Here is an 18185-nt window from a genome sequence, read left to right as displayed (position 1 = left end):
GCAGCCGACGGATCCCTTGGGGTGTTCGTTATCCGTCGCCAGGCTCAGGAGTGCCGGCGACCTTGGTCGCGGCGTCGGCGCCCTCATCGAGCAGAACCTGGAAGCCGGCCGCGTCCAGGATCGGTACGCCGAGCTGGACGGCCTTGTCGTACTTGGAGCCCGGGGAGTCGCCGACGACCACGAACGAGGTCTTCTTGGAGACCGAGCTGGCCGCCTTGCCGCCGCGGGAGACGATCGCCTCGGTGGCCTCGTCCCGGCTGAACCCCTCGACCGTGCCGGTCACGACGACGGACAGGCCGGTGAGCGTCTGCGGCACGCTCGGCCCGGTGCGCTCCTGGCGCAGCTGGACGCCGGCGGCCTGCCACTTGTCGACGATCGCCTGGTGCCAGTCGACGTCGAACCACTCGATCACCGCGTGCGCGATGGTCGGCCCGACGCCCTCGATCTCGGACAGCTCCTCTTCACTAGCCGCCCGGACCGCCTCGATGTCGTCGTACACCGCGGCCAGCGCCTGCGCGGCGGTCGGGCCGACGTGCCGGATCGACAGGGCGACCAGGCCGCGGGCCAGCGGCTGGGTCTTGGCGGTCTCGAGGTTCGCGAGCAGGCGCTGGGCGTTCGCCGACAGCGCGCCGGCCTTGGTGGTGAAGAACGCGCTGCGGGACAGCTCCTCCTCGGTCAGCCCGAACAGGTCGCCCTCGTCGGTGATCAGGCCGTCGCCGATCAGCGCGTCGGCGGCCTTGAACCCGAGCACCTCGATGTCGAACCCGGACCGCCCGGCCAGGTGGAAGATCCGCTCCCGCAACTGCGCCGGGCAGGACTGCGAGTTCGGGCAGCGGATGTCGACGTCGCCCTCCTTCATCGGGCGCAACGCCGTACCGCAGGAGGGGCATTCGGTCGGCATCACGAACTCACGCGCGTCGTCCGGGCGCAGCTCGACCACCGGCCCGAGGATCTCCGGGATCACGTCACCGGCCTTGCGCAGCACGACGGTGTCGCCGATCCAGACGCCCTTGCGCTTCACTTCCTGCGCGTTGTGCAGGGTCGCGAACTCGACCGTCGACCCGGCCACCCGGACCGGCTCCATCTTCCCGTACGGCGTGACGCGGCCGGTGCGGCCGACGTTCACCTCGATGTCGAGGAGTTTGGTGGTGACCTCCTCCGGCGGGTACTTGTACGCGATCGCCCAGCGCGGGGCACTCGACGTGGACCCGAGGGCGCGCTGCAGGTCGACCTCGTCCACCTTGACCACGACGCCGTCGATCTCGTGGTCGACGGAGTGCCGGTTCTCGCCGTAGTAGGCGATGAACTCGTTCACCTGGTCGAGCGTCTCGACCTTGCGGGCGCGGTCGCTCACCGGCAGGCCCCAGGCTTTGAGCTGCTCGTACGCCGAGGACAGCCGCCCGACGTGGTAGCCGTCGACCCGGCCGAGACCGTGGACGACGAACCGGAGTGGACGAGTCGCGGACACCCGTGGGTCCTTCTGCCGCAGCGAGCCGGCGGCACTGTTGCGCGGGTTGGAGAACGGGTCCTTGCCCGCTTCGACCAGCTGCGCGTTCAGCTCCTCGAAGTCCTCGACCCGGAAGTACACCTCGCCGCGGACCTCCAGGAAGGCCGGCAGGTCCTTGCCGTTCAGCTCGTTCGGGATGCTCTTGATGGTGCGGACGTTCAGCGTGACGTCCTCACCGGTGCGCCCGTCGCCGCGGGTCGCGCCGCTGACCAGCTTGCCGTTCTCGTAGACGAGGTCGAGGGCCAGGCCGTCCACCTTCAGCTCGCAGAGGAAGCCGCTGTCGTGGATCTGCTTCAGGGTGACCTCGCGCTCGAGCCGCTTGGCCCACGCCTCCATCTGCTCGGCGGAGAACGCGTTCGCCAGGCTCTCCATCCGGGTCGGGTGCTGCACCGGCGTGAACAGGTTGGAGATCGGGATGCCGACCTTCTGCGTCGGCGAGTCGGGCGTGCGGAGCTCGTTGTACTGCTCCTCGAGGTCCTGCAGCTCGTGCATCAGCGCGTCGAAGTCCGCGTCCGAGATGGTCGAGGTGGCCAGGTAGTACCTGACCCGGTGCTCCTCGATCTCCTGGCTCAGGGCGGCATGCCGCGCCCGCACGTCAGCCGGCGCCGCCGGCTGCTCAGCAGCAGTCGTCTCGGGAATCTCCTCCGTGCTCATGGGGGAGAATTTACAGCGGTCCACCGACGTTTTAAGTGTTCTCCGCGGCCTCGGCGACGACATCAGCTGTACGGCGCAGCAGCTCCAGGCGACTGCGAGCGTCGGCGGGAGACGGTGACGCTGCCAGACCGCATGCCGGCGTGATCACGACCTTTTTGAGGAGCTCCGGGTCCAGGCCGAGCTCGCGCCAGCGGCGTACCAGGGGTGCTGCAGCCTGCTCGGGGTTGGGGATCGGGCCTGTGGTGGCGACCAGGCCCGCGTAAATGGTGCTGCCGGCTTCGGCAGCGAGAGCGATCTGCTCCCAGCCGGGCTCGGTCAGCAGCGAGACGTCCACGGCGACGCCGGTCGCTCCGGCTTTGGTGAAGACCTCGATCGGCGGCCGGGCCGCGCAGCAGTGCACCACAGCGGGTGCTGCACCGGTCACCAGACTCAGCAGCTCCACAGCGCCCGGTCCGTCCACCGAGCGGTGTTTGCTCCAGCCAGAAGCCGTAGGAACAGCTCCAGCGAGTACGGCGGGCAGTCCCGGCTCGTCCACCTGTACGACGAGGTCCGCCCCAGGCACCCGCCGCCGTACCTCGGCCACATGCTCGCCCAGCCCCAGCGCCAACGCCTCAGCCAAGTCCCGCCGGGCGCCGTAGTCCGCCAGCACCTTGTCACCGCGCGGCAGCTCCACAGTCGACGCCAGCGTCCACGGCCCGGTCAGCTGCAGCTTCAGTGGCCCGGTGTAGCCGTCAGCTAGCTCTTCGAGCGCATCCAGATCCTCAGCAAGCAGGGAACGCGCCCGCCGCTGGTCCAGGCTCGCCCGCGGGTCGCTCCCACCCGTGAGCCGCCAGCCAACCGGCTGCAGGTCAGCAGCCAACTCGGTCAGTACGGCGACCGCCCGGCTGACCATGTCGCCGTACGGACGCACCGGCAGCTCAGCCAGGAACGGGATGTCCACGGCCTCGAGCAACACCTTGGTCCACTCGCGAATGTCGTCACCAGGGAGCGAACCCAGGCCGGTCGTGGTCATGCGTGCTGTGCCGCCACCCGCGACACGGTGTCGATCGTGGCCGACCCGATCACCCGCGTGCCGTCGTACAAGACGACCGCCTGGCCTGGCGCGACCGCCGACGCGGGCTCGTCGAAGTCGACGACGACCTGGTCGCCCTCGACCCGCGCGGTGACCGCGACCTCCTCGCCGTGCGCACGCAGCTGCGCCTTCACCTGCAGCGTGCTGGTCGGCGCCGGCCCACACCAGCGCGGCTTGGAAGCGACCAGCCGGGAAGCCGCCAGCTCCTCTCGCGATCCGACGGTCACCGTGCGGTCGACCGGGCTGATGTCCAGGACGAACCGCGGCTTGCCGTCGGCCGCCGGCGTACCGATCTTCAGGCCCTTGCGCTGCCCGACGGTGAACCCGTGTGTGCCCTTGTGCTCGCCCAGCTTGTTGCCCTGCGCGTCGACGATGTCACCGGGGGCCTCACCGAGGTGCTTACTGAGGAAGCCCGGGGTGTTGCCGTCGGCAATGAAGCAGATGTCGTGGCTGTCCGGCTTGGCCGCCACCGACAGTCCCAGCCGCTCGGCCTCCGCCCGGACCTCGGTCTTCGGCGTGTCCCCCAGCGGGAAGAACGCATGCTGCAGCTGCTCCTGCGTGAGGACGCCCAGCACGTACGACTGGTCCTTGGCCGGGTCCACCGCCCGGTGCAACTCGCGAGCGCCGTCGGGCGTGTCCACGATCCGCGCGTAGTGCCCGGTCGCGACCGCGTCGAACTCCAGCGCCAGCGCCCGCTCCAGTACGGCGCTGAACTTCACCTTCTCGTTGCAGCGCAGACACGGGTTCGGCGTGCGGCCGGCGGCGTACTCGCTGACGAAGTCCTCGACCACGTCGGCGTGGAACCGCTCGGCCAGGTCCCACACGTAGAACGGGATGCCGATCACGTCCGCGGCGCGGCGGGCGTCGCGGGAGTCCTCGATCGTGCAGCAGCCGCGAGCGCCACTGCGGTACGACTGCGGGTTCCGGCTCAGGGCCAGGTGCACGCCGACCACGTCGTGCCCGGCTTCGGCCATCCGCGCCGCCGCGACGGCGGAGTCGACCCCGCCGGACATGGCTGCGAGTACCCGCATCAGGTGTTCCTTCCCACGTTCTGCAGACCGGCGGACTTGGCCCGCTCCACCACCGGCACGATGTTCTCCAGTACGGCGTCGATGTCCGCCCGGGTGCTGGTGTGCCCCAGGGTGAACCGGAGCGACCCACGCGCCCGCTGGTCGTCGTACCCCATGGCCAGCAGGACATGACTCGGCTCGGCGACGCCGGCGTTGCACGCGGACCCGGTGGAGACCTCGATCCCGCGCGCGTCGAGCAGCAGCAACAGCGAGTCGCCCTCGCAGCCGCTGAAGGACAAGTGTGCATTGTTGGGCAAGCGGTCCGTCGGGTCACCGGACAGCTGGGCGCCCTCGACGGTGCTCACGACGCCACCGATCAGCGCGTCCCGGAGCTCGCTCAGCCTGCTCGCCTCGTCGGCTTGGTGCTTGACCGCGTGCTCCGCCGCGACCGCGAACCCGGCCGTCGCGGGCGCGTCCAGCGTGCCCGACCGGACGTCGCGCTCCTGGCCGCCACCGTGTAGCACCGGAGTCAGCTGCGTCTCCTTGTGGACGACGAGCGCGCCGATGCCGTAGGGACCGCCGAGCTTGTGGGCGGAAACGGTCATCGCGTCGACACCGAGCTCGGCGAAGTCCACCGGCACCTGCCCGATCGCCTGCACCGCGTCGGTGTGCACCGGGATGTCGTACGCACCGGCCAGCTCGGCGATCTCGCGGACCGGCTGGAGCGTCCCGACCTCGTTGTTCGCCATCATCAACGTGACGAACGACACGCTCTCCGGGTCCCGCTCGACGGCCCGCCGTACGTCGTCCGGCTGCACCCGGCCGAGCTCGTCGACCGGCAGCCACTCGATCTCGGCCCGCTCGTGCTGCGCCAGCCAGACGGCCGGGTCCAGGACGGCGTGGTGCTCGATGCCACTGAGCAGGATCCGGCGACGGCGCGGATCCTCGGCCAGGCGGGCCCACCACAGGCCCTTCAGGGCGAGGTTGTCGGCCTCCGTCCCGCCCGAGGTGAACACGACCTCGCTGGGCTGCGCGCCCAGCGCGGCGGCGATCGTCTCGCGGGACTCCTCGACCGTCCGGCGGGCGGCGCGTCCGGAGCCGTGCAGGGACGACGCATTGCCGGTCCGCGCGAGGTGATGGCTCATCGCCTCGATCGCCGCCGGCAGCATCGGAGTCGTCGCCGCGTGGTCCAGGTACACCGTGCGACGGTCGGAAGCAGTCATATCGGCTTCAAGGGTATGTCCGCCGCGGTTGTTCCCGCTCCTCGGGCCTCAGCGGTGGGACAGCAGCTTCAGCGTGCGGGCGTGCTCGAACTGCGCCCCGATCCGCTCGAACTGCTCGGCCGCCTGCTCCAGCGCCGCCCGCTCACCGGTCAGCCGGGCCCTGGCCCGCAGCAGTACGGCGTCCGACCAGGTGTTCTCGCTCACCGCACGCTCCAGGTACTGCTCGGCGTCCGGGTAGCGGAGGGCAGCCGCCAGCTCCGCACCGGAGGCCCACGCGTATGGCACCCACCACGGCTCGAGGAACTCCGCGAAGGCCTGCTCAACCGACATGGCCGGCGTGGCCGCCAGCTGTCCGGCGTCAAGGCGGTGCAGGGCCAGGCGGGCGTCGACAAAGGCTGCACTCGCCATCAGGCCTGGGGAGTCGGCTGCGGTGGAGACCTCGGCGATCTCCAGCGCGCGGGTCTGCCAGAGCGCGTCCTGACCGGTACCGAGTAGTCCGTGGGCCAGGGCTGCGCAGGAGGCGGCTGACGCCATCCATGACCGCGGCGGGCGGCCGGCGGCGGTCCAGCCGTTCCACATGACGTCCGCGGCCGTCACTGCCTCGTCGAACAGGCCGCTGAGGGCGAAGGCGCGGACCTTGCGCGGGGCGGTGATGTACGGGTGGCCGTGCACGGGGTCGTCCGTCAGGCGGGCCAGCCGGACGGCCTCCGGCAGGTCGCCGACCGCCACAGCCGTCGTGGACGCGACATGGAACGCGTCCGTGATCTCCGCGACCGCCCGCGGCTCGTGGTCCGGCAGTGTGGCGGCCAGCTCGAGTCTCTCCTCGGCGGACCGGCGTGCGTCGCTTAGGCGGCCGGCGCTCGCGACTGCGACGCCGTACGCGTCCAGTGCGTTCATCAGGTCCAGCGGGTCGCCGGCCTTGCGAGCTGCGGCGAGGGCGGTCTCCGCTGGGCCGACCTCCTGCCTCGACGCCCAGGCCCGTGCGATCAGGACTGGCACGATGTCCGCATTCGTTGGGAGTAGTCCGGCGCCGCGGTCGGGCGGGAGCGGCATGGCCTCGTAGCGACTGAGGATGGTGACCGCGTAGGCGAGTGCGTCTTGATGGTTGTTCTCTGCCGCCGAACGCATCATCAGCTGGTAGGCGTGGGCAGCGTCGGCCACAGCCAGTGCGGCGTCGGCGGCGTCGCGGAGATCGTCATACAACTGGCTGGCGTCCGAGGCGTGCGCTGCCGCGGTCAGGTAGTGCTCGCGGGCCTCGAGGAACCGTCTGCGGGCGAAGGTCAGGTGCGCGAGTCGACGCGCCATCCGCCGTACGTCGGTGTCGGACCGGCTCACCGCCGCCCGCAGGTCCGCGGTCACCTGGTCGAACTCGCTCTGCCAGTCCTCGTGGTGCTCCAGCCGCTGCTCCAGCCGGGCGGCGGTGCTGTCGGCCCATGCAAGGTGCAGTACGGCGACAGCGTCGTACTCACCGCATCTGCTGAGCTCATCCAGCGCAAAGACGCGGACTGTCTCCAGCATGCGCCACCTGCTCGTGCCGGCGAGCTGAGTCCGGTGCAGCAGGCTCTTGTCGGTCAGCCGGCCGAGTAGATCGCTCAGCTCGCCGCGGCTGGTGTCCGGGCTGATGGCTGCTGCAGCGCTGAGGTCGAAGCCGCCCACGAAGACACCTAGTCGCCGGAACAGTGCTCGTTCAGCGTCGTCGAGGAGGTCGTAGCTCCAGCCGATGACCTGCGCCAGCGAGTGATGCCGCTCGTTGGGCCCGCGTCCGCCCGCCACGAGCCTCAGTCGGTCATCCAGCGCAGCGAGCAACCCGTCCGGTCCCAGTGAGCCGGCGCGGGCTGCGGCGAGCTCGATGGCCAGCGGTACGCCGTCCAGTCCCGCGCACAGCTGGGCAGCGACGTCCTCGTCGGCGGCGAAGTCTGGTGCGACCCGGTCCCGGAACAGCTGCTCGGCCTCGGACCCGAGCGCCAGCGGCCCCAGCTGCAACGACCGCTCTCCCGTCACCCCGATCCGCTCCCGACTGGTCACCAGTACGGCGGTCTGCGGCGCCTGAGCCAGGATGCGGGCAACCAGGTCGCCGACGTCCAGCACCAGGTGCTCGCAGTTGTCCAGCACAAGCAGAGTCCGACCGCGCTGCAGTCGCTCGAGCAGTGCGTCTAGGAGGGTGTGCGGGGGCTGCTCGCGTACGCTGAGGGTCTCGGCGACCGCGGCCACCACGAAGCCTGGCCGGACTGGAACCAGGTCGACGAACGCACCGCCGTACGGATAATTGCCAGCTGCCTCGGCTGCGACGCGCTGGGCCAGCCGCGTCTTGCCGACTCCACCTGGGCCCAGCAGGCTCACCAGTCTGCTGGTTTCCAGCGCAGCCAGGAGCTCGGCCTGCTCCTGCTGGCGGCCGACGAACGTCGTACCCGGGCCGGCGAGGTTGGCGAAGTCGCGCTTCTCCTCCGCGAGCTCGGCAAGGCCCACCAGCTCGTGGCGGTCGGAGACGCCGTACTTGCGGAGCAACGAGGAGACGTGGCTCTCGACCGTGCGGACGCTGATGTGGAGCTGCCGCGCGATCTGGGCGTTCGAGTGGCCGCCGGCGAGGGCTGCGAGCACCTCGGCCTCGCGGGCGGACACCTCTGTCGCACCGGTCACGGGCCCATCATGCCCGCTGCCCGGTCCGGTCAGTGGTGGTTCCGTGGTGGGCACGGATGACTTTCGGTAGCGGGGGCTCGCAGGCTGGTCGACGTACCGGAAAGGAGCAGACATGACACAGGAGATCCTCGACCAGCGGGCGACCGCGGTCATCGAGGCGAACAAGTACATGACGCTGGCGACCGTCGACGCGGACGGACGGCCTTGGGTGACGCCGGTGTACTTCACCCCGGACGGGCACACCGACTTCTACTGGGTGTCGTCACCGGAGGCCGAGCACTCGCTCAACGTCGCCCGCAACCCCGACGTCAGCATCGCCATCTTCGACTCGAGCGTCGCGGTCGGGCAGGCGTCCGCGGTCTACTTCCGGGCCCGGGTCGAGCTCGTCCCCGACGAGGAGCTCGAACGGTGCGCCGCCTTCTACTCCGGGCGCCTCCGCGGACTCCGCACCTTCACCGCCGAGGAGCTGCGGGCACCTGCCGACCTCCGGCTCTACCGAGCCCGCACTTCACACCACTGGCTGCTTGTCAGAGGCGGGGACCCGGAGTACGGCACCGGCATCGACTCCCGCCGTGCTGTCTGGAGCTAGTCGCGCCAGCGGCTGTGATGGGTCCAGCCGATGACGTCCGCGGCTCGGCGGCAGTCGTAAAGGGAGGTGGTGCCGGTGAGGTCAGCGAGGAGCTCGGTGTCGGGTAGGTACTGGGCGAGGAGGTCGGTGGTGGGTTGGAGCATGCCGGTGTCCTCGGCCGCGATCAGGAGTGCGGCGTAGGGGGCTGGGCGGGGGTTGAGGGACAGTACGCAGGCGCGGGCGGCCTCGTCGAGGTCGACGTACCCCCAGAGGTTGCGGCGATTGTCCTCGGGTGGCGCCTCGGTGATGTAGCGGCGTACTTCGGTGGGCGTGAGGATCCAGTGGAAGCGCAAGGCGGTGACCTGCATGCCGCGGCGTGCGTACATCCCTCCGGTGCGTTCGAGGACGTCCTTGCTCAGCGCGTAGGGATCGACGTACCGCAGCGCGGTGTCCTCGTCGATCGGCACTGTCGGTACGGCGAGCTCCTCCGGCGACCACGCCGTACCGTAGATCGACCCACTCGACGCCAGCACCGCAGTCCGGATCCCCTGCTTCCACGCTTCTTCGAGGGCGTTGAAGGTGGTGATCGCGTTGATGTGCAGGAGTTCTGCGGGCTCGATGTTCTGCGGGCTGGGAATCGCGGCACAGTGCACAATCGCCTCGGCACCCCGCAACGACCGCGCCACAGCCTCCCGGTCGAGCAGATCAACCAGCCCGGCGGCCGGTGATGGCGGGACGAGATCGGCTTCGACCACCTCGTGTCCGGCGGCGACCAGTTGCCGGCAAACCTCGCTGCCGAGCTTGCCTCGTGCACCACTCACCCAGATCCGCATCCAGCGCATGCTAGCCGCCGGCTGGTCGGCATGCGTCGGCCCGGCTCGGGAGGGGATCCGAGCCGGGCCGTCGCGAGGTCCGGAGGTCGAGGGGTTACCTCCGGTGGGTGACCGGCTCCCAGGAGGAAGGCTCCGGTCGGGTGACCGGGTCCCCGGGGCGGGGACCCGGCCGGGGGGTCAGGACTTGCGGGTGGTGATTTCTTGGGTGGCGGCGGGGAGGACCTTGTGCAGGTCGCCGACGACGCCGAAGTCGACCAGCTCGAAGATGGGGGCTTCCTCGTCCTTGTTGACGGCGACGATGGTCTTCGAGGTCTGCATGCCGGCGCGGTGCTGGATGGCGCCGGAGATGCCCGCCGCGACGTACAGCTGCGGGGACACGGTCTTGCCGGTCTGGCCGACCTGGTAGGCGTGCGGGTACCAGCCCGAGTCGACGGCCGCGCGGGACGCGCCGACGGCGGCGCCGAGCGAATCCGCGAACGCCTCGACCGGGCCGAAGTCACCGCCGGTCCCGCGACCGCCGGACACGATGATCGCGGCCTCGGTCAGCTCCGGACGGCCGGTCGCCTCCCGCGGCTTGGAGTCGGTGACGCGGGCGGTTTTGGCAACGTCGGAGATGGACACGTCGAACTCCTCCACCTCCGGCGAGGTCTCGGCCGCCTCCGGGGTGGCGGCGTTCGGCTTGACGGTGATGATCGGCGTGCCATGGGTGACCTTGGCCTGGACCGAGTAGTTGCCCGCGAACACCGACTGCGTGGTCACCGGACCACCGTCACCGGCGGTCACGTCGACGGCGTCGGTGATCAGGCCGGAGTCGAGCTTGACCGCCAGCCGGGCGGCGATCTCCTTGCCCTCGGCGTTCGACGAGATCAGGATCGCCGACGGTTCGATCTTGGCCGCGACCTGCTGCAGCGCCTCGGCCTTCGGGGCCACCAGGAACTGGGTCAGCTCCGGGTTGGACAACGCGATCACCTTGGTCGCGCCGTACTGACCGAGCGCCGGCAGCGCATCCTGTACGCCGTCGCCGACGAAGACCGCGACCGGCTCGCCGAGACGGCGGGCGATGGTGAGGAGCTCAGCCGTGGTCTTGCGGACCTTGCCTGCAGTGTGGTCGACGAGAACCAGAACGTTGGACATGAACTGATCGCCCCTCAGAGGAACTTGTTGGTGGACAGGAACTCGACGAGCTGGGTAGCGCCGCTACCGTCCTCGTCGGTGACGATCGTGCCGGCGGTGCGCGGCGGACGGGCGGTCACCTCGACCACCTCGGTCCACGCGGCGGAGCCACCCACCTGGTCGGCCGAGAGCTCCAGGTCGGCCAGGGACCAGGTCTGCACCGGCTTCTTCTTCGCCGCCATGATGCCCTTGAACGACGGGTACCGCGGCTCGTTGGCCTGGTCGGAGACGCTCAGCACCAGCGGCAGCGTGCCCTCGATCGTGTCGCTCGCGGTATCGCCGTCGCGGCGGATCCGCACAGTCTGGCCGTCGACGGTGACCTCGGAGCCCAGCGTCACGGCCGGCAGCCCGAGCCGCTCCGACACCATCGCCGGAACCACACCCATCGACCCGTCGGTCGAGCCCATCCCGAACACGACCAGGTCGGCCTCGAGCTTGGCCAGCGCCTTGGACAGGATCAGCGAGGTGGCGACCGCATCCGAACCGTGGATCGCGTCGTCGAGCACGTGGACCCCGGCGTCGGCGCCCATCTGCAGACCCTTCTTCACCGCGTCGGCGGCCTGCTCCGGCCCGACGGTCAGCACCGTGACCTCGGCGTCTCCCGCCTCTTTCACGGTCAGGGCGGTCTCGACGGCATATTCGTCCAGCTCGGACAGCAGCCCGTCGACACCGGCACGGTCCACCGTGTTGTCCTCCGGGCGGAAGCGGCGGTCCGCGGTGGCATCCGGCACGAACTTCGCGCAGACGACGATCTTCATAGCGTGTGGGACCCCTTCTGGTTAACGGTCTTTCCCAAGCCTGCCACGGATGTTACTCACGAGAAACATAATCCCGTGCGAGTCCCATCACACCGTGCTTATCCGAGCCGCGGGGCACAGGACAAGTGGACACGGGTGTGACGTGGAAACACACACCGAACCGCACACGGTGTCGCCTATTAGGCTGACTCAGGTGACCGAGACGTTACCGCTCACCGGCGAGAGAACAGCGCCCGGGATCTGGCACGAGAACTACTGGTTCGCGCGTCATGACGCCGCCTACCGCTGGATCACGGCCAACCTGTCGTCGAACAATTCGCTCGGGACCGGTCGCGTCCTCGACGCCGGCTGCGGCGAGGGCTACGGCGCGGAGCTGCTCCGCCTGGCGGGTGCGGACTCCGTGACCGGTCTCGACTATGAAGATACGACCCTTCGGCACGTCCGCCGGGTTTATCCACAGATCAATGTGGTGCAGGGCAACCTCGTCCAGACCGGCTTCGCCGACGCGACGTTCGACCTCATCACCTCGATGCAGACGATCGAGCACCTCTGGGAGCAGCCACGGTTCATCACCGAGTGCGCGCGCATCCTCGCGCCACAAGGCACCCTCGTCGTCAGCACCCCGAACCGGCTGACGTTCCCCAGCGGGAACTGGTACCACACGCGTGAGCTGACGGCCGTCGAGTTCACCGAGCTGCTCGAGCCGCACTTCGAGATCACGCACGCCCTCGGGCTTCACCACGGCGCCAGGCTGCGCGAATGGGAGCAGCAGCACGGTCCATGCGTCGACGCACAACTGGCGACCGAGCACGACGACTGGGCACCCGAGCTCAGGCAACTGGTGACCAGCACGAGGTACGACGATTTCGAGATTCGCCCAGGTGATCTGGACGAATCGCTCGATCTGATCCTCGTCGCGAAACCTACGGGCGGACGAACCGCTCGATGATCTTGCCGGCGATCAGGTAGACCAGCGCCGCGATCCCCCAGTTCACCAGCAGGGTGTTCTTGGCGGTCTCCAGCCGGAACAGGTCCTTGAACGGGCCCACCAGGTCGTGCCCGCGCTCCAGCACCCAGCGCACGATCTCGTTGCTCTGGTTGGTCTGATCCAGCGCGGTGAACAGCGCACCGAGCGCCAGTACGGCGGCCGCGAGCACCGCAATCAGCCAGATCAGCGAGGCGATCAGGTTCCGCAGCCTCCGCACTCCGGAGCCGACCGAGCTCATCGCCTGCTTGCCCTTGCCTGAAGAGGAAGCCGCTTTGTTGCCCACCGCACCAGTCTTCGCCGAAGCCGAACCGGAAGCCGAAGCAGCGGCTGACGTCGCTGGAACCTTCGTCACCGGCTTGGTCACCGCGGTCTCCGCCGGATCCTTGGCCCCGGCATCCTTCTCGGCGGCAGCCGACGCCGCGGCCTGCTCCCGGGCCCGCTGCTCGGCGACGATCTCCGCCGCGGTCTTCGGCCGGGCCGGCTTGGTCACCGTCGCGGTCGACCCACGGCTGTTCGCCTCGCCCGCGTCGCCACTGCCGGCCGCTGCGTCCGACGGCGGTTTCACCGCCTTCTCCGCGTTCGCTGCCTTCTCGTCGTGCGTACCCACGTCGTCCATCTCCTCAGCCGGGGTCGGTTCCTCGTCCGCCGCCGTCGCGATCGTGGCCGGCGGTCTCCTGCGCCGGCTGACCGGGACCGGGCGGGGCGACAGCCTGCGCCGGGCGCCCGCGAGCGGGGCCGGTGCCGCCGTCCTGCCGTCCACTGCCTGCACTTCCGGGTCCAGCCTCCGGTTCACACCCACCTCGCGAACCGCCGCCTGTCCAGCACTCGTTTCAAGCGCTGGTTCCAACGTAGCGCTGCCGGGTTCCGTCACGACCGGCACCGGGTCCACCGCGCGGGTCCGGGCCCGCGTGATCGAGTCGTCGGCGGCCGCCTGGTCGAGCAGCGACGGCGCCGGCTCCCCGCTCCCGGTCTGGTCAGCCACGCTGGATCTCCTCTCCGACGGTCAACCGGTCGGCGTCCGGCCGAACGTGGGGGACATAGTGCCCGACTGGTGAGTAACTTGAGAACCCCTCGTCGCCAACTCCCTCACCAGCCGCACCGTCGCCGTCACCCTCAGCTTCCCCCGGTACGCCGTTCCCACTCGGCGGCACCGGATCGCCGCCGGCGAGCAACCGGGCCGCGGTGCGGTCGTTCGCCGCGGCCAGCCCGGCCAGGTAGGCCCGGCGGGCCGCGTCGGCGGCGTACCGGGTGGTGCGGTCGGCGACCACCACGGCCGGCACCCCGGCGGCGACGGCGTACGAAGGAATGTTGCCACGGGCAACGCTGTTCGCGCCGATCACCACGCCGCGGCCGATGTCGGTTCCGCGGGTGACGGTGACCTTGGTGGCCAGCCAGCAGTCCGGGCCGATCCGGACCGGCGACTTCACCAGGCCCTGGTCCTTGATCGGCAGGTGCAGGTCGTCGGTCTTGTGGTCGAAGTCGCAGATGTAGGTCCAGTCCGCGATCAGCGTGGAGGCGCCGATCTCGACGTCCAGGTAGCAGTTCACCGTGACGTCGCGGGCGAACACCACCTTGTCGCCGATCCGCAGCGTGCCCTCGTGCGCGCGCAGCCGGGTCTCGTCGCCGAGGTGCACCCACTTGCCGAGGATGATCCGGCCGTGCCCGGGCCGCGCCACGATCTCCAGGTTCTTGCCCAGGAAGACGAATCCCTCGGTGATCACGCCGGGGTGACGCAGCTTGAACCAGGCGAACCGCCAGTAGCGCTTCAGGTAGTACGGCGTCCATGCCCGATGGCGCACCACCCAGCGCAGATTCGCCGCGGTCAGCAACCGCATCCAGTCACCCTACTGCTCTGAATTCCGCCCCCGCCCCTCCGCCCCGGTCTGGGCGACACCGGTGATCGAGACGTTGTAGTACAGCTCGTCCGGTACGACGGCCGACAAAGCCTTGTCCACCTTCGACAGCTGCAGCCACGACTTGTACGCGAACATCCGCCACCCGAACCCGAGCTTCTGCTCCGGTACGGCGGCCTCGAACGTCCGGATCGGCCACCCGACCCACGCCGCCAGGAGCTCTTCGGTGACCGTTCGTACGTCGGCAGCGCCCGCACGGGACGCCATCCGGGCCAGCGTGTCCGGGTCGAACGTGTGCAGGTCGACCACAGCCTCCAGCGCGGCAGCTCGTGAGGACTCGTCGAGCTCCGACTGCGGGCGGCGCCACTCGGCCAGAGCCGGCAGCTTGGTCAGGTTCGTGGTGGCCCACCAGGTGAGGCGCGACAGGCGCCGGGCCACGTAGTCGCCGTACCGGGTGGGTTCGCCGCAGATCACGAACCGGCCGCCCGGCTTGAGCACGCGCAGCATCTCGCGGAAGGCGAGCTCGACGTCCGGGATGTGGTGGATGACCGCGTGCCCGATGACGAGGTCGAAGGTGTCGTCGTCGTACGGCAGCTTCTCGGCGTCGGCGACCTTGCCCTCGATCGCGAACCCGAGCGTCTTCGCGTTCTTCTTGGCCGCCTCGACCATGCCCGGCGACAGGTCGGTGACGTGCGCCTCGTCCAGGACGCCGGCCAGCTTGAGGTTCAACGTGAAGAAGCCGGTGCCGGCGCCGATCTCGAGCGTCTTACCGTACGGCCAGCCGTTCGATCCGGCGATCGCGTCGAACCGGTCCCGGGCGTAGCTGACGCAGCGTTCGTCGTACGAGATCGACCACTTCTCGTCGTACGTCGACGCCTCCCAGTCGTGGTAGAGCACCTGGGCGAGCTTGTTGTCGTTCCAGGCCGCCTCGACCTCTTCGGCAGTGGCGGCGGGCTTCTCAGCGGACGTGGTCATCAGATTCCCCTGAACTCGGCCTTGCCCGGGCCGTTCTCGACGAAGGACTTCATCCCGATCGCACGGTCCTCGGTCGCGAACAGCGCGGCGAACTGCTGCCGCTCGATCTCCAGCCCGGTGTGCAGGTCGACCCCGAGCCCGGCGTCGATCGCCTCCTTGGCCGCCCGCAGCGCGAGCGCGGCGCCGTTGGCGAACTGCGACGCCCAGGCGACCGCCGCGTCGTACACCTCGGCCGCCGGGACGACCTTGTCGACCAGGCCGATCGAGAGCGACTCGGCGGCGTCCACGAACCGGCCGGTGTAGATCAGGTCCTTGGCCTTGGACGCGCCGATCAGCCGGGACAGCCGCTGCGTCCCGCCGGCGCCGGGGATGATGCCGAGCAGGATCTCCGGCTGGCCGAGCTTCGCGTCCTCGGCGGCGATCCGGTAGTCCGCGCACAGCGCGAGCTCGCAGCCACCACCGAGGGCGTACCCGGTGATGGCCGCGACCGTCGGCTTCGGGATCGCGGCGACCGCGGACAGCGAGGACTGCAGCGGTCCGGAGCGCTTGACCATGTCGGCGTACGACATGTCGGCCATCTCCTTGATGTCCGCGCCGGCCGCGAACACGCGCTCGCCGCCGTAGATCACCACCGCGCGGACCTCGTCGGACGCCGTCGCCGCCACCGCCGCGGCCCGGATCTCCTCCTGGACCTGGACGTTCAGCGCGTTCATCTTCGGCCGGTCCAGCCGGATCGTGCCGACACCGTCACTCACGGTGAGGTTGACGAACTCGCCCATCGTCTCGCTCCTAACAGCCTCAGGGGTCCTACCCGCCGGTCACATCCCCGGAACCGTACCGGACCACTGCACGTACTTGTACTGCGGGGAGGCTACAGATCGACCGGTTGACCCGAGACCGCGGACCGCCGTGCCGCGTCCACGATCCGCAGTGTCCGCAAGCCCACCGCACCATCGGGCTGCGGTACGACGGCCGGCGTCGCACCCCGCACCGCCGGGCCGGACTCGCGGACCGCGTGCAGGAACGTGTGCAGCATCGACTCGTCGAGGTTGCCCCCGATCGCCAGGTACACCTCCCCCGAGGCGTCCGTCCCGCCGACGTGCGGGAGGAACGGCTCGATCTCCACCGACCCGTTGGTCCCGGTCACCTGCAACGACACGCCACCCCAGGTCGGACCGTTGTCCGGCACGCTCCAGGAGCAGTCGATGGTTGCCAGCAGCCCGTTGTCGTAGGTGATCGTGACCAGGCCACCGGTCTCCACCTTGACGCCCTTGTCCTGGTGCAGGATGTGGTTCGCAGCCGCGTAGACCCGGGTGGCAGACGCACCACCGGTCAGCCCGTCGATCAGGTCGGCGCAGTGCACGGTGTGGTCGACCAACGCTCCCCCACCGGCCAGCTCGGCGTCGGTGAACCACTGCCGCTGGTCGTACGGAATCTTCCCGTTGTTCGTCCCCAGTACGGCGAACACAGCGCCGAGCTTCCCGGCTTCGACCGAGGCCCGCAGCCGCAGGTACGACGGCGCGAACCGGACCGGGTAGGCGACCATCAGGATCGAACCGGCTTCGGCGCACGCGGCCAGCATCGCCTCACCGTCGGCGACCTCGGTGGCCAGCGGCTTCTCGCACAGGACGTGCGCGCCGACGGCCGCCGCCCGCTCGACCAGCTCGCGGTGGTAGGCGTTCTCGCTGGTCACCACGACGGCATCGGGGCCCCAGTCGAACAGTTCGTCGTACGAGTCGACGTACGCGACACCGTGCTTCGCGGCGAACTCCGCGCCACGCGGTCCGGCGTCCGGTGCGGACGCGCCGTCCGGGTCTGCCGTCAGGACGTCGACGTCCGGCATCGCGCCGAGTAAGGACGCGTACGACGAGGCGTGCGTGTGCGCGAACGAGGCGATCGCGACCTTCATGCCACTGCTCCCGAGGGGTCGAAGGTTGTCATGTCGATGGTGCGGCCGGTCGCCATGGACGAACGGGCCGCCTCGGCCAGGTAGACCGCGGTCGCGCCGTCGGACGCCAGCACCCGTGGCTCCGGTCCGCCGCGCAGGCCCACAGCGAGCTCGCGCAGCTGCATCAGGTACGGGCTCTCCCCCAGCGTCGACGCCGGGATGAGCAGGTCGCCACCGATCGCGCCGTCCTGCAGTTCCTCGGCGTACCCGGAGTCGGCCTCGGACGAGTACTTCAGTACGCCGGTCGAGCCCGCGACCTGGAATCCGGACTGGAACTTGGTCCCGGTCGCACCCCAGGTCGCACGGCAATGGCTGATCGCACCGCTCTGGTGGGTGAGCGTGACGTGCGCCGCCACGTTGACCGGGCTGATCCCGTCCACGGTCGGCGGGTTCTGTACGGCGTACACGCTGGTGACCTCGCCACACAGCCAGCGGGCCTGGTCGAGGTCGTGCACCATCAGGTCCATGATCACGCCGCCGGAGCGGGCCACGTCGCGGTACCAGCCGGCACCGGCCGGCGACGACGCCTGGCGGAAGAACCGGGCCACCGCGACGTCACCGATCCGGCCGGCGCGGATTGCGCCGTACGCCGCGCTGTAGGCCGGGAAGTACCGCACGACGTGGGCCGGGTAGACCTTCACGCCGGCCGCGGCGGCGGCCGCGATCACCTCGTGCGAGTCGGCCGCGGTCAGCGTCAGCGGCTTCTCGCAGATCACGTTCCGGCCGGCCTTGATCGCGGCCAGCGCGATCTCCTTGTGCGTCGGCGACGGTGTCACGATGTCGACGAACTCGACCTGCTGCAGCACGCTGTCCAGCGACGGCGCGACCTCCAGCCCGTACTGCTCGGCGAGCTCGGCCGCTCCGGCCTCGGAGTGCACCAGGACGCGGGCGCCCAGTGCCTTCCAGGCCGAGACGTGCACGTGCGCGATGTTGCCCGCGCCGATCAGGCCGACGGTCAGATCGGCCAACTGTTCCGACATGAGGTC

The 18185-nt window shown here is 69.9% G+C and carries 16 protein-coding genes; 2 read left to right on the top strand and 14 right to left on the bottom strand.

Annotated features, from left to right (window positions below):
* Nucleotides 1–28: 28 nt before the first annotated feature.
* Genes ligA through ACIBL3_RS27575 form a run of 5 tightly spaced genes read right to left on the bottom strand, consistent with a single transcriptional unit; the run spans nucleotide 29 to nucleotide 8103 of the window.
* On the bottom strand, nucleotides 29–2161 hold the full coding sequence (gene ligA, locus ACIBL3_RS27595) for an NAD-dependent DNA ligase LigA (RefSeq protein WP_396356503.1): 2133 nt from the start codon (nucleotides 2159–2161) through the stop codon (nucleotides 29–31).
* A 31-nt stretch (nucleotides 2162–2192) separates the two neighbouring features.
* Nucleotides 2193–3173: a methionine synthase vitamin-B12 independent gene (locus tag ACIBL3_RS27590; RefSeq protein ID WP_396356502.1), complete on the bottom strand. Its 981-nt coding sequence runs from the start codon at nucleotides 3171–3173 to the stop codon at nucleotides 2193–2195.
* Nucleotides 3170–4264 (bottom strand): tRNA 2-thiouridine(34) synthase MnmA, encoded by a 1095-nt coding sequence (mnmA, locus tag ACIBL3_RS27585; protein WP_396356501.1) that lies wholly within the window; start codon nucleotides 4262–4264, stop codon nucleotides 3170–3172. The genes ACIBL3_RS27590 and mnmA overlap by 4 nt, the downstream gene beginning before the upstream one ends.
* Nucleotides 4264–5466 (bottom strand): cysteine desulfurase family protein, encoded by a 1203-nt coding sequence (locus ACIBL3_RS27580; RefSeq protein WP_396356500.1) that lies wholly within the window; start codon nucleotides 5464–5466, stop codon nucleotides 4264–4266. Before ACIBL3_RS27580 ends, mnmA begins: the two co-directional genes overlap by 1 nt.
* Nucleotides 5467–5514: 48 nt before the next feature.
* The gene (locus ACIBL3_RS27575; RefSeq protein ID WP_396356499.1) at nucleotides 5515–8103 is read right to left on the bottom strand and encodes an ATP-binding protein; all 2589 of its coding nucleotides are present in this window, start codon (nucleotides 8101–8103) and stop codon (nucleotides 5515–5517) included.
* A 112-nt stretch (nucleotides 8104–8215) separates the two neighbouring features.
* Here ACIBL3_RS27575 and ACIBL3_RS27570 point away from each other — a divergent pair, with 112 nt between their 5' ends.
* Entirely contained in the window at nucleotides 8216–8692 is a 477-nt protein-coding gene (locus ACIBL3_RS27570) for a pyridoxamine 5'-phosphate oxidase family protein (RefSeq protein WP_396356498.1), read from the top strand.
* Here ACIBL3_RS27570 and ACIBL3_RS27565 read toward each other — a convergent pair.
* The 3 genes from ACIBL3_RS27565 to ACIBL3_RS27555 all read right to left on the bottom strand — a co-directional run bounded on the left by ACIBL3_RS27565 (nucleotide 8689) and on the right by ACIBL3_RS27555 (nucleotide 11435).
* Entirely contained in the window at nucleotides 8689–9504 is an 816-nt protein-coding gene (locus tag ACIBL3_RS27565) for an NAD-dependent epimerase/dehydratase family protein (protein ID WP_396356497.1), read from the bottom strand. The two genes, ACIBL3_RS27570 and ACIBL3_RS27565, sit on opposite strands and share 4 nt — an antisense overlap.
* A gap of 177 nt (nucleotides 9505–9681) precedes the next feature.
* Nucleotides 9682–10638 carry an electron transfer flavoprotein subunit alpha/FixB family protein gene (locus ACIBL3_RS27560; protein WP_396356496.1) on the bottom strand — a complete coding sequence of 319 codons (957 nt, stop codon included), beginning with the start codon at nucleotides 10636–10638 and terminating at the stop codon, nucleotides 9682–9684.
* Nucleotides 10639–10652: 14 nt separating this feature from the next.
* Nucleotides 10653–11435 (bottom strand): electron transfer flavoprotein subunit beta/FixA family protein, encoded by a 783-nt coding sequence (locus ACIBL3_RS27555; protein ID WP_396356495.1) that lies wholly within the window; start codon nucleotides 11433–11435, stop codon nucleotides 10653–10655.
* Between the two features lie 193 nt (nucleotides 11436–11628).
* Here ACIBL3_RS27555 and ACIBL3_RS27550 point away from each other — a divergent pair, with 193 nt between their 5' ends.
* Nucleotides 11629–12384 carry a class I SAM-dependent methyltransferase gene (locus ACIBL3_RS27550; protein ID WP_396356493.1) on the top strand — a complete coding sequence of 252 codons (756 nt, stop codon included), beginning with the start codon at nucleotides 11629–11631 and terminating at the stop codon, nucleotides 12382–12384.
* On the opposite strand, the gene ACIBL3_RS27545 is transcribed toward ACIBL3_RS27550, so the two are convergent.
* The 6 genes from ACIBL3_RS27545 to ACIBL3_RS27520 form a co-directional block, all read right to left on the bottom strand.
* A complete protein-coding gene (locus tag ACIBL3_RS27545) occupies nucleotides 12359–13405 on the bottom strand; it encodes a hypothetical protein (RefSeq protein WP_396356492.1) in 1047 nt (348 codons plus the stop codon). The genes ACIBL3_RS27550 and ACIBL3_RS27545 overlap by 26 nt on opposite strands.
* Nucleotides 13398–14258: an acyltransferase gene (locus tag ACIBL3_RS27540; RefSeq protein WP_396356491.1), complete on the bottom strand. Its 861-nt coding sequence runs from the start codon at nucleotides 14256–14258 to the stop codon at nucleotides 13398–13400. Before ACIBL3_RS27540 ends, ACIBL3_RS27545 begins: the two co-directional genes overlap by 8 nt.
* A 9-nt stretch (nucleotides 14259–14267) precedes the next feature.
* The gene (locus ACIBL3_RS27535) at nucleotides 14268–15251 is read right to left on the bottom strand and encodes a methyltransferase domain-containing protein (protein ID WP_396356490.1); all 984 of its coding nucleotides are present in this window, start codon (nucleotides 15249–15251) and stop codon (nucleotides 14268–14270) included.
* Entirely contained in the window at nucleotides 15251–16030 is a 780-nt protein-coding gene (locus tag ACIBL3_RS27530; protein WP_396356489.1) for an enoyl-CoA hydratase/isomerase family protein, read from the bottom strand. Before ACIBL3_RS27530 ends, ACIBL3_RS27535 begins: the two co-directional genes overlap by 1 nt.
* 92 nt (nucleotides 16031–16122) lie before the next feature.
* On the bottom strand, nucleotides 16123–17160 hold the full coding sequence (locus ACIBL3_RS27525; RefSeq protein WP_396356488.1) for a Gfo/Idh/MocA family protein: 1038 nt from the start codon (nucleotides 17158–17160) through the stop codon (nucleotides 16123–16125).
* Nucleotides 17157–18179 carry a Gfo/Idh/MocA family protein gene (locus ACIBL3_RS27520; protein WP_396356487.1) on the bottom strand — a complete coding sequence of 341 codons (1023 nt, stop codon included), beginning with the start codon at nucleotides 18177–18179 and terminating at the stop codon, nucleotides 17157–17159. Before ACIBL3_RS27520 ends, ACIBL3_RS27525 begins: the two co-directional genes overlap by 4 nt.
* Between the last annotated feature and the right edge of the window lie 6 nt (nucleotides 18180–18185).

Origin of the sequence: Kribbella sp. NPDC050124 (assembly GCF_044460355.1) — a bacterium.
GTDB lineage: Bacteria > Actinomycetota > Actinomycetes > Propionibacteriales > Kribbellaceae > Kribbella.
The sequence above is the reverse complement of the archived record's forward strand: the minus strand, read 5'-3'. Positions and strand labels throughout refer to the sequence as shown.